The sequence below is a fragment of the Marmoricola sp. OAE513 genome, from assembly GCF_040546585.1.
Classification (GTDB): Bacteria; Actinomycetota; Actinomycetes; order Propionibacteriales; family Nocardioidaceae; genus Marmoricola.
In genome coordinates this window covers 568,073-580,278 of the sequence record NZ_JBEPOC010000001.1, presented here as the reverse complement: position 1 = coordinate 580,278, position 12,206 = coordinate 568,073, and the positions used below count along the sequence as shown (strand labels likewise).

The 12,206-nt window shown below is 69.1% G+C and carries 6 protein-coding genes; 4 read left to right on the top strand and 2 right to left on the bottom strand.

From position 1 onward, the window contains the following. The first annotated feature begins 184 nt into the window (after window positions 1–184). From ABIE44_RS02820 to ABIE44_RS02810, 3 genes are all read left to right on the top strand, one after another. Complete coding sequence (locus ABIE44_RS02820) at window positions 185–4,129, top strand: beta strand repeat-containing protein (protein WP_209722447.1); 3,945 nt, start codon at window positions 185–187, stop codon at window positions 4,127–4,129. Window positions 4,130–4,219: 90 nt separating this feature from the next. Beyond that, entirely contained in the window at window positions 4,220–7,651 is a 3,432-nt protein-coding gene (locus tag ABIE44_RS02815; protein WP_209722450.1) for a beta strand repeat-containing protein, read from the top strand. A gap of 95 nt (window positions 7,652–7,746) precedes the next feature. Then, window positions 7,747–8,406, top strand: a complete 660-nt coding sequence (locus ABIE44_RS02810) for a fibronectin type III domain-containing protein (RefSeq protein ID WP_209722453.1) — start codon at window positions 7,747–7,749, stop codon at window positions 8,404–8,406. A gap of 63 nt (window positions 8,407–8,469) precedes the next feature. Here ABIE44_RS02810 and ABIE44_RS02805 read toward each other — a convergent pair whose 3' ends face one another. Continuing rightward, window positions 8,470–9,261, bottom strand: a complete 792-nt coding sequence (locus tag ABIE44_RS02805; RefSeq protein ID WP_209722456.1) for a hypothetical protein — start codon at window positions 9,259–9,261, stop codon at window positions 8,470–8,472. A gap of 50 nt (window positions 9,262–9,311) precedes the next feature. Further along, window positions 9,312–9,977, bottom strand: a complete 666-nt coding sequence (locus tag ABIE44_RS02800; protein WP_209722459.1) for an alpha/beta hydrolase — start codon at window positions 9,975–9,977, stop codon at window positions 9,312–9,314. An 85-nt stretch (window positions 9,978–10,062) separates the two neighbouring features. Here ABIE44_RS02800 and ligA point away from each other — a divergent pair, with 85 nt between their 5' ends. Further along, complete coding sequence (ligA, locus tag ABIE44_RS02795; RefSeq protein WP_209722463.1) at window positions 10,063–12,171, top strand: NAD-dependent DNA ligase LigA; 2,109 nt, start codon at window positions 10,063–10,065, stop codon at window positions 12,169–12,171. Window positions 12,172–12,206: the final 35 nt, after the last annotated feature.

Below are 12,206 nucleotides of genomic sequence, written 5' to 3'. Positions count from 1 at the left end.
CGCACGTCACACCGCTGCGGGAGTTACGCCCGGACTTCAGGTGGTCTGGTACTGGTCCATTACGAAACCGGACATATCAGGTACTTGTTACCAACCCGTAGCGCACGTCACATCTTTGCTGCTAGAACACGTTTCGGTGCTGACCTCCCACAGCGCCATCTCATCGTGGAACAGGGGTTCTGTAATGCGCGCACGCGTACACACGAGCGACCGACCGAAGGGCCGCGCGCGTCGCGGCCTCACCGGTCTGATCGCCGTCTTCTCTCTCTGCGCAGCAGCGCTGGTCGCCGTCGGCGCCGCGCCTGCCAACGCAGTCCAGGCGTCGGGCGACGACGTCCCGGCGTGGAACAACGGGTGGAGCTGGACCTACCAGACCTCCTTCCGCTACGTCGCCGAAGGCACGGACGTCACCATCAACGAGACCGCGACCTACACGGTGGCGGGTCGTGAGACGTTCCGCGGTCAGGACGCCTACAAGCTGAATCTCTCCGGCACCATCAACAACGGCAGCGGAACCGTCGCAGTCCCCGATGTCGGTAACGCGACGCTCAAGAATTTCTCGGGCAACGTCAGCGGCACCCGGTACGTCCGGGTCGCCGACCTCGCGCTGCTGCAGGAGAACCAGCAGCAGCACCTGAACGCGACCGCGTCCATCGCGATCATCTCCACGGGAATCGTCGCGGACATCAACCTGTCGCTCACCCCGCGCGACCAGACGTGGAAGGTGCACAACTTCCCGCTGAACGTCGGCGACAAGTGGGACACCAACACCAACGTCGACTACGAGGGCGGCTTCTCCTACGACGCCGGCTCGCTGGGCGGCACGGGCAACTCGCCGTTCGGGCCGGACACGATGGTCTTCAGCGCTCCCAACACGGCCGTGACTGCGGAAACGATCACCGTGCCGATCGCGTCGAACCTCAACACCAAGAAGGTCACCGCGGTCAACGCGGACAACACCATGTCCGACCAGTCCTGGTGGAGCGTCACGCACCGGAACCAGGCCAAGGAGATCCTCGTCCTGCCCCTCGACGGCGGCTCGATCACCCTCACCCGCAACCTCCAGTCGGCCTCCCTGCCGGGCGGTGCTCAGTTCTCGGCGACCACGACGCCGTCCCTGACCTGCGCCGGTTCGCCGATCACGGTCTCGGGCAACCTGAGCACCAACCAGGCCGGCGTCCCGGTGACGGTCCGCATCGACAAGTCGCAGAAGAACGGCGGCACCAACCCGGGTGAGTACGTCCAGGCGACGACCACCACCGGGGTCAACGGTGCTTACTCGGTCAACCTGACCGCTCCAAGTGAGAGCGACCTGCAGAACCGCAACAGCGGTCCGAACGGCACCGCACGCGCCAGCTGGGGCATCGAGGTCATCAGCTCGGCGACGACCGCCACCGGTGCCAGCACCGTGGTCGTCACGCCGGTCGACTGCTCGAGCATCAGCTACACCGGAGCGACCTCCGGCCCGAACGCCGGCTCGGCGAACGTGTCGGCCCAGCTCACCAACCTCGCCGGTGGCAGTGCCGCCGGGCGTACGGTCACCTTCGCCCTCAGCGGCGGTGGCTCGGTGAGCGCCGTGACCAACGGCTCGGGCGTCGCTTCGGCGAGCCTGCCGCTGAACGGCCCGGTCCGGGCCGCGACGATCACCGCCTCGGTGCCCGGCTCGAGCAACTTCGCCGCGGCCAGCACCTCGGCGCCGTTCAGCGTCCTGGTCAACCCGACCACGACGACGGTCGCGCCGTCGAACAGCACGGTCACCATCGGTGACCCGATCACCTTCGACGCCACGATCACCCCGGTCGTCGGGTCGAACCCGGGTGGCACGGTGCAGTTCCTGGTCAACGGTGCCGCCCTCGGCGGTCCGGTGGCCGTGTCCGGCAACACCGCGAGCGTCACGGTGAACAACACCGGCGCGATCGGGCTGGGCAACCACACCGTGCAGGCGGTCTACAACGGGTCGGCGCTGTTCGGCACCAGCTCCTCGCCGACCGTCCCGTTCCGCATCCGCGTCCCGCTGCTCGGCTCGACGGCCTCGCTGTCGGTCACCCCGAACAGCACCGTCTACGGCCAGGGCGTGACCCTGTCGTCGCACATCACGACGACCTCCGGCTCGGGCAACCCGACCGGCACGGTCACCTTCAAGGAGGGCGGCACCGTCTACGGGTCCGCCCCGGTGAACGGCTCGGGTGACGCCTCGATCGTCGTGACCGACATCCCGGTCGGCGCGCACAGCATCACGGCGTCGTACTCCGGTGACGACGAGTACAACAGCGCGAACTCCTCGCCGGGCTCGCTCAACGTCGCCAAGGCGGACGTCACGGTCACCGCGACCACGTCGGACAGCTCGACGGTCACCGGTGAGGCTGTCGACTTCGGCGTCAGCGTCGCGGCAGTGGCCCCGGGTGCGGGTCTCCCGGACGGCACCGTGCAGCTGGTCGTCGACGGCAACAACGTCGGTGCGCCGGTGGCGCTCGTCGGTGGGGTCGCGAACTTCGACCCGGTGACGTCGCTGAAGGCGGGCAACCACACGGTCGCCGTCGCGTACAGCGGCAGCTCCAACTACAAGACCGGCAACGACACCCTGTCGCAGTCGGTCACGAAGGCGGACACCGCCACCGTGGTGACCATCTCGCCGTCCCCGTCCTCGGAGGACCAGAACGTGAACATCACCGCGAACGTCGGCGCTGTCGCGCCGGGTGGCGGTGCTGCGACCGGCCTGGTCAGCTTCACCGCGGACGGCGACCCGATCGGCTCGGCCCCGCTGAACCCGTCCTCGGGTGGTGCCGCCGCCACGCTGCAGATCTCGACGCTGGCCCCCGGGACCCACACGATCGTGGCGACCTACGACGGTGACGACGACTACAACGGCAGCGTCTCGCCCGGCAAGAACCACACCGTGATCGAGGGCGCCGCGATCGTGGCCACCAAGACCACCGTGGTCTCCTCGCAGAACCCGTCGGTGTACGGCGAGTTCGTGTCCTTCACCGCCACGGTGGTCGACGACGACGAGGTCAACGACGGCCCCGACGGCGCCGGCGACGTCCCCGAGGGTGCGGTCCAGTTCTCGATCGACGGCACCGACGTCGGTATCCCGGTCGAGGTCGGTCCCGACGGCACCGCCACCAGCCCGCTGGTCGCGTCGCCGGAGCCGGGTGACCACACGGTCATCGCCGCGTTCATCGGCAGCCCGGGTTGGGGCAACGGCGGTGACTTCCTCGCCCAGTCTGTCGAGGACGCCAGCGTCGGTCTCACGGTGACCTCGTCCAACGCCTCGAGCAACTACGGCCAGGCCGTGACGTTCAAGGCCAAGGCGACCACCCCGGTCGACGGCATCGGCAACCCTGACGGTCACGTCCAGTTCCGCGTGGACGGTGTCGCCGTCGGCGGAGCTGTCGCGCTGGACGGCGACGGCGAGGCGACCAGCAACGCGGTGTCGAACCTGACGCCGGGCACCCACACGGTCACGGCCGACTACTCCGGCAGCGCGCACTTCGCTCCGGCTCTGGCCTCGACCACGCAGAACGTGGGCAAGGTGGGCACGACGACCGCACTGGTCGCCGCCCCGAGCACGGTCAACTTCGGCCAGACGGTTGCCCTGATGGCGACCGTCACGCCGGCCGCGACCGCCCTCGGCGCCCCGACCGGCACGGTGACCTTCAAGGACGGCAGCACCGTCCTGGGGACGTCTGCGGTGGGTGCGAACGGCACCAACGGCAAGGCTGTGCTCTCGGTGAGCAACCTGCAGGGTGGAACGCACTCGATCACCGCGACCTACTCCGGTTCGGCGGGCTTCTCCGGAAGCGTCTCGTCGGCCCAGACGGTCACGGTGAACAAGCTGAACACCACCATCACCGCGCGAGGCGCCCTGGTGAACCTGGTTCCGCTCCAGGTCCCGCTGGGTCACCTGCAGGCCACCCTGACCTCGGCCAACGGCCCGGTCGTCGGTGCGCCGGTGAAGTTCACGATCGGTACGGCCACGGTGTGCACCTCGTACACCGATGCCAACGGACTGGCGACCTGCAACGCGCTGCCGCAGCTGCTCACGCTGACGCTGCTCGGCTTCAAGGCGTCCTACGCCGGGGACGGGAACTACAACCCGTCCACGGTGCAGGGCACCATCCTCAAGTAATCCTCCAACCCCTCACTCCCAGCTCTCCCGGGGGCGCGAGCCCCCGGGAGACGGAATGCCAGGGTCGCCCTGGAGAAGGAAAGGCCAATCGTGCGTAACCCAATGCGCAAGCTGACGGCGGCCGTAGCCGCCCTCGGGGTGGGTCTCGGACTCACCCTCGTAGCAGCATCGTCGGTGCAAGCAGCAACCAGCACCCCGACCAACAACCAGGTCGTTCGCGGCAACTTCGCGATCACGACGTCCGCACTCGGCGACGGTTCGCTCTGCATCAACGGCAACGCGTCCCGGACGACGCACCGCTTGATCAACGCGGCCAACGTCACCGTGTTCTCGAGCGCCCAGTCCAACGCGGTCAACGGCTTCACCACCACGCTGACCAGCCAGAACTACCCTAACGGCGCGTACACGGTCCGTTCCGAGGAGCAGCGCCGTTCCGGCACGATCATCTGCTCCACGTCCAACACGACGATCAACACCCCGATCGTCATCGACAACATCACCGACATCGTCTTCAACTCGCCTCCGAGCAGTGGTGCGCAGAACACCAGCGTCCCCGTGTCAGCGACCTTGACCGACCCGAACGCGGCCAACCCGGCGGTCGCCGGCGCCACGGTCACCTTCGCGCTCGGCGGTGGTACCTCGGTCAACGCGACCACGAACGCCTCTGGTGTCGCGACCGCGAACCTGCCGCTCAACGGTGCCCCGCGGACGACGACCATCTCGGCGTCCTTCGCCGCGACGTCGTTCCTGAAGGGCAGCTCGACCTCGCGTCAGTTCGACGTCACGAAGAACTCGACCTCGACGACGCTGGCCCAGCCGGCGACGGTCGTGCATGGTCAGTCGACCAGCTTCAGCGCCACGGTGGCGAGCACCAACGGTCTGGCCACTGCGCCGACCGGGACCGTCCAGTTCACCGTCGACGGGAACAACTTTGGTGCCCCGGTGGCGCTGTCGGGCGGCACCGCCAACTCGGTCTCGACCTCGAGCCTGAGCACCGGCAACCACACCATCGGTGCGGTCTACAGCGGCAGTAGCGACCACCTCGGCAGCTCGGCCGCTACCAAGACCCAGGTCGTGAACAAGGCCGAGACCACCACCACGATCACCGACACGCCGTCGGGCTCGACCGTGAGTGGTCAGGCCGTGACCTTCAAGGCCCACGTGGACATCGTGTCCCCGGGCGTCGGCACCCTGGCCGGCGGCGTGCAGTTCTACGTCGACAACGACCCGTTCGGTACCGCGGTGCCGCTGGGCGCCGGCGACAACGCGCAGGTGACGATCAGCAACCTGACCGTCGCGAACCACGACGTGTACGCGGTCTACAACGGCAACGCCGACTTCGCAGCGAGCAGCTCGGCCACACTGACACACGGCGTCGGCAAGGCCGACACCACCCTGGACCTGACGTCGTCGGCGAACCCGGCGTTCTCGGGCCAGCCGATCACCTACACCGCGGTCGTCGCTCCGGTGGCTCCGGGCGCAGGTAACCCGACTGGTGCGGTGCAGTTCGCGATCGACGGGGTGAACCTCGGTTCGCCCGTCAACCTGGTCGGTGGGCAGGCCGTTTCGCCGGTCGCCAACCTGCAGGTCACGAGCGACTTCTCGCCGCACGTGATCACGGCCAACTACGTGGGTGACGACAACTTCTCCGGTCAGACGGACTCGCTGAACCAGGCGATCAACCCCGCCCTGACGACGACCTCGCTCTCGGCCAGCCCGAGCCCGTCGGTCTTCGGGCAGGCGGTCACGCTGCACGCGGAGGTCACCCCGAACGCTCCGGCCACGGGCAACCCGGAAGGTTTCATCGCCTTCTACGTGGACGGCGCCGCCGCTCCGGCTGCCTTCGTCGCGACCTCGGGTGGTGAAGCGGACTTCACGACCAGCAGCCTGGCCGTGGGCGCGCACACCTTCAAGGCCGTGTACTCCTCGACGGACCTGAACTTCTTCACCAGCGCGTCCGCCGTGGTCAACCACGACGTCAACAAGGCTGCGACGAAGACCGTCGTGACCAGCTCCGCGCAGCCGGCCGTGTTCGGTCAGCCGATCACCTTCACCGCCAACGTCTCGGTGCTCGCGCCGGGTGCGGGTGCTCCGTCCGGAACGATCGTGTTCAAGGACGGCGCGACCACGATCGGGTCCGAGCCGGTCAGCGCATCGACCGGTGAGCAGGCCTCGATCACCGTGTCGAACCTGAGCGTCGGCTCGCACGCGATCACGGCGACCTACAGCGGTGACGACTCCTTCAACGGAAGCGTCGGGAACACCGCGCAGACGGTCACCCGGGCTCAGACGACGACGTCGATCACGTCCTCGCAGAACCCGGCTGCCAACGGTGAGGGCGTCCAGTTCACCGCCACGGTGAGCCCGGTCGCGCCGGGTGCCGGCGTCCCGACGGGTACGGTCCGGTTCTTTGTGAACGGTGCCAACCTCGGTGGGTCCTACCCGCTGGTGGACGGTGTCGTGACGAGCCCGAACTTCGCGTCGCTGACGCCGGGCACGTACACGATCACCACCAACTACCAGGGTGACGCCAACTTCGTCGGCAGCTCCGGCGTGCTGGCGCAGGGCACCGGTCAGAACATCACCAAGGGCAACACGTCCCTGACGGTGGTCTCCGGCCCGAGCCCGTCGGCATACGGCGACACGGTGACCGTCACCACGACGGTCAAGTCCGTGGCGCCGGCCACCGGCAAGCCGACCGGCGTCGTGCAGATCTGGGAGGGTGACGAGCTCGTCGGAGCGACCAGCCTCGTGCAGCAGTCCGCTGCGAACACCTCCGTGGCGACGTTCACGACGGCTGGCCTGAGCGCGGGTACCCACGCGCTGACGGCCAAGTACGTCGGCAACTTCAACTTCAACGGCCAGACCGGGTCCACCACCCAGGTCGTTGGACAGATCCCGACCGTCACCGGTATCACGTCGGCCAACAACCCGGCCGTCTACGGCGACGTCGTGAACCTCACGGCGACCGTCAACACCTCGGCCGGCACTCCGACCGGCACGGTCACCTTCAAGGAGGGTTCGACCGTCCTGGGCACGGCTCCGGTGGGCGACGGTGGACAGGCCGTCCTCGCTGTCGCCGACCTGCACGCGGGTTCCCACGCGATCAAGGCCACCTACAGCGGTGACGTGTCGCACGGGGCCAGCACCTCGGCGGCGCTGAACCAGGTGATCACCAAGGCACCGACCAAGGTCCTGGCCGGTGACGTCAACCGTCCGGGTGACGTCCCGCTGCGGCAGGGCTGGATCCGGGCCAAGCTGGTCGACCGGTACGGCAACCCGCTGGCGGGTCGGAGCATCAGCTTCGACGCTCCTCCGGGTGCGGCACGGCCGGGGCGTCACCTCTGTGACGCACTGACCAACGCCCAGGGCATCGCCGAGTGCGACACCCAGGTGATCAGCATCGACCTCGGTCTCGACCTCGGGAACGAGTCGCTGCTGGACATCCACGGGACGTACAACGTGACCTACGCAGGGGACGCCGACACCATCGGCGACACCGACCAGGGTTACCAGTACTGATCGGCTAGTCAGACACACCACGGCCTCCCGGCTCACCCGGGAGGCCGTGGTGCTTTTCGGTCCAATGCCGGCCTCGGAGATGAGAGAGTGAGCAGGTGCAATTCCTCCTCTCGGGCCGGCGCACGCGCGCGCTCCTCCTTCCCGTCGTCGTCCTTGCTGCAGTCCTCGTGGGCACGCCTGCGGGAACGGCGTCAGCAGCTCCGACCGCGCCGGTCGACGTGCTCGACAAGGTCACCGGCGTCACCGCGGTCGCGGGGCCGCACCGGGTGACGCTGACCTGGACCGGTGTGCTCGGCGCCGCCGGGTACTTCGTCGAGACGCAGCGCGGCACGTCCACCTCGGTCAAGTACCTCGCGATCAGCGACGGCACCGTGACGACGGCGACGGTCTCAGGACTGGTCGCCGGCCAGAAGTACGTGTTCCGCGTCGCTGCCGTCGCTGCATCCGTCGTGGGAGAGGCGTCGACCCGGGTCGAGCGGACGCCGCTGGCTGACAAGATGGCGGCGCCGAAGCTCAAGGTGGTGAAGGTCGGCAAGCGCTACCACGTCAGCTGGGCCCCCGTCACCAACGCCGACTACTACGAGGTCCAGTACAAGGCCCCGGGCAAGAAGTGGCAGACCGTGCAGGTCTCCTCGACGAAGGCGTGGAAGAGTTTCACCGCCGCGAAGGGCAAGAAGTACAAGGTCCGGGTGCGCCCGTACGACGACCTGGTCGCCGGTCCGTTCTCCGCCGTGCACGCCTACAAGCGCCGCTGACCCGGCCCCTGTCTCGGTCCCGGTCGCCGAGCATGCCGGGACGTCGTGCGGCAGGCGCCGAGCTCACCTTGTCGGGGTCGGCCCCGTCGTAGCAGTCGGGTCTGCGGTCGGGGTTCCCGTCGGGTCCGCGCTCGGCCCGGTGGTCGGCTCCGTGGTCGGTTCTGCCGTCGGCCCGTCGGTGGGGTCCTCCGACGGCTCGTCGGACGGGCCCGTGGTGGACGACTCGGTCGGCGTCTGGCTCGGCGCGGGCGTGGGCCTGTCGACCTCCCGGGACGGCGCAGGGGAGTCCGAGGAGCCGTGGTCGCCGACCGTGGCACCGATCGTGGTGCCGGTGGAGTCGGATCCGCCGAGCACGCTCGACAGCGGCTTGCCCAGGATCGTCTCGACCCCGGTCAGGGTGCCCAGGGTGATGCCGAGAACGGCGGCCGCAGCCAGCGCCGTACGACGCCATGCCGGCCTCGCGGAGGTGAGCCGCTCCGGTTCCGGAGCGATGGCGAGCAGCTCCCGGGTGTCGGCCTGGTCGACAGCAGCGAGCACATCGGTCTCCTCGATCTCCGCGAGCTCAGCGGCCGCGGCGGGGTCCTGGGCCACCGCGGCGCCGTACTCCGCGCCGCTGGCGCGGACCAACCGGGCGGTGCTCAGCCGGACCGCCTCGGCGCTGCGTCGCAGCGACGCCGTGTACATCGCACTTCCCACGGTCGCGATCACGCTCGCCACGGCAGCACCGATGATCGTGCCGGCGACGCCCAACCAGGACGCTGCGAACGCAGCCGAGGAGGCGGCCAGGGCGCTGGCGGCGATCTGGGTCACGGAGACCCCGGAACTGGTGGAGGGACGGTCCTTCGGTGCAGACATGCGGCGCTTTCTTCAGGGAATGCTTCTCCCTGGTGGAACGCACCGGAGCCTCAGGCGGTTTCGTCTCCGCGACGTGATGCCGCGCACGTCGCGTTCTCCAGGACCGCCAGCGACTCGGTCAGCGCGATCCTGTTCCAGTCCCCGGCGCCGGAGAGCATGTAGTGCCCGCGGCCCGGGAGCGCCAGGTAGTTCACCGAAGCAGCCACCGAGGCTGCCCGCTCGGTGAAGATCCGCGAGGCCTTCGGGCTGGTGATCCGGTCCCGGCTGCCGTGGACGGTCACGAGGTGCTTCCCGGTCAGCGCGGTGATCGGTTCGTCCGCGGGGAACCACGGCGCGAGGCCGACCACACCGACGACTCCGGGTTCGTCCGCCACAGCCACCGACGTCCGTGCGCCCATCGAGTGCCCGAGCAGGAGCACCGGGAGGTCGGGGTGCTCGGTGTGCAGGTCGCGCAGCGCCAGGCGGGCGTCACGGACCGGGCTCGGGACCCCGCCCGGCTCCGCGTTCCACCCCTTCACCACGAACCGCAGCAGGCCGACGGCGTACCCGGCGTCGTTGAGCGGTTCGGTGAGCGACCGGAACATCGCCCGCGTACGCCGCAGCGCGAGGCTGCGGTGGTCGACGGGACGCTGGCTGTACTCGGCGCCCCCGTGCAGCATCAGGACGATGCCACGGGCGTCCTTGGGAACGTCGCTCAGGGTCAGGCGGTCGTGCATGCAGCCATCCTCGCAAGTCGGCGGTGAGGGTTGTCCTCGAGCGGTGATTCGGAGCACCGGCGGACACGGATTGGGCGGTGCCGGAATGTCGGAGGGACACGGCAAGATGGAGTCCGTGAACGAGTCAGAACTCCGCACCGAGCACGCCGAGCTCGCCGAGCAGGTCGACGAGGCCAGGTTCCGCTACTACGTGCTCGACGACCCGACGCTGGACGATGCCGACTTCGACCGGCGGATGCGGCGTCTGGAGGAGATCGAGGAGCTCGTCCCGGACCTGCGCACGCCGGACTCGCCGACCCAGAAGGTCGGGGGCGCGGTCTCGACGCAGTTCATCGCGGTGGACCACCTGGTGCGGATGGAGAGCCTCGACAACGCGTTCTCCTACGACGAGCTGGAGGCCTGGGAGGCCCGCCTGACCCGCGACGGCATCGAGGGCGCCGAGTACCTCTGCGAGCTCAAGGTCGACGGGCTGGCGATCAACCTGCTGTACGAGAACGGCAGGCTCGTGCGCGCCCTGACCCGGGGTGACGGTCGCACCGGCGAGGACGTCACGCCCAACGTGAAGACGATCGCCCCGATCCCGCACACGCTGACCGCCACGGAGAAGTTCCCGGTGCCCGCGCTGGTCGAGGTCCGCGGCGAGGTGTTCCTCTCCGCGGAGGCATTCGAGCGGCTCAACGCGAGCCTCGCCGAGGCCGGCAAGCCGCTCTTCGCCAACCCGCGCAACTCCGCGGCCGGCTCGCTGCGCCAGAAGGATCCCCGGGTCACCGCGACCCGTGACCTCGGCATGGTCTGCCACGGCATCGGCGCCCGCGAGGGCTTCGAGCCGCAGGCCCAGTCGCACGCCTACGAGGCGTTGGCGGCGTGGGGCCTGCCGGTCTCCGACCAGGTCCGGGTCGTCGGTTCGCTGGCCGAGGTGAAGGCCTTCATCGAGAACGCCGGTGAGCACCGGCACACCATCGTTCCCTACGAGATCGACGGAGTGGTGGTGAAGGTCGACGACGTCGCCCTGCAACGTCGCCTCGGGTCGACCTCGCGCGCCCCTCGCTGGGCGATCGCGTTCAAGTACCCGCCCGAGGAGGTCAACACCAAGCTGATCTCGATCGAGGTGAACACCGGCCGCACCGGCCGGGTCACCCCGTACGGCGTGATGGAGCCGGTCAAGGTGGCCGGGTCCACCGTCGAGAACGCGACCTTGCACAACGGCTACGAGGTCAAGCGCAAGGACGTCCGCCCCGGGGACACGGTGATCCTGCGCAAAGCCGGCGACGTCATCCCGGAGATCCTGGGGCCGGTGCTCGCCCTGCGGCCCGAAGGTCTCCCGGAGTGGGTCATGCCCACCGAGTGTCCGTCGTGCGGCACCACGCTGGTCGAGCAGAAGGAGGGCGACAAGGACCGCCGTTGCCCCAACCACGAGAAGTGTCCTGCCCAGGTGACCGAGCGGGTCTTCCACGTCGCCGGACGCGGTGCCTTCGACATCGAGGGACTCGGCTACGAGGCCGCCGTCGCGCTGCTCGAGTCCGGGGTGATCACCAACGAGGGTGACGTGTTCGACCTCGACGCCGAGCGACTGGTCCAGGTACCCGTCTTCACCCGCGCCGCGAAGAAGGACGAGCAGGGCCCGCAGCTCTCGGCGAACGGCGCCAAGCTGGTCGGCAACTTGGCGAAGGCCAAGGAGCAGCCGCTGTGGCGGGTGCTGGTCGCGCTCTCGATCCGGCACGTCGGACCGTCGGCCGCCCGAGCGTTGGCCACCGAGTTCGGTTCGCTCCCGGCCATCCAGGAGGCGAGCGAGAGCGCGCTCGCCGCTGCCGAGGGGGTCGGCCCGACGATCGCCGAGGCGGTCCGGCAGTGGTTCGACGGGGACGAGTCGGGCTGGCACCGCGAGATCGTCGAGAAGTGGGCAGCGGCCGGCGTGCGGATGGAGGACGAGAAGGCCGAGCTGGGGGAGCAGACCCTCGCCGGGCTGACCCTGGTCGTCACCGGCTCCCTGGTCGACTTCAGCCGGGACTCCTCCAAGGAGGCGATCCTGGCCCGCGGGGGCAAGGCCTCAGGCTCGGTGTCCAAGAAGACCGACTACGTCGTGGTCGGGGAGAACGCCGGCTCCAAGGCCGACAAGGCCGAGGAGCTCGGGGTGCCGGTGCTCGACGAGGACGGCTTCAAGAAGCTGCTCGAGGGCGGGCCGTCGGCGCTCTGAGGCCGGTTAGCTCTCGTACGGCTTGCCGCCGACCT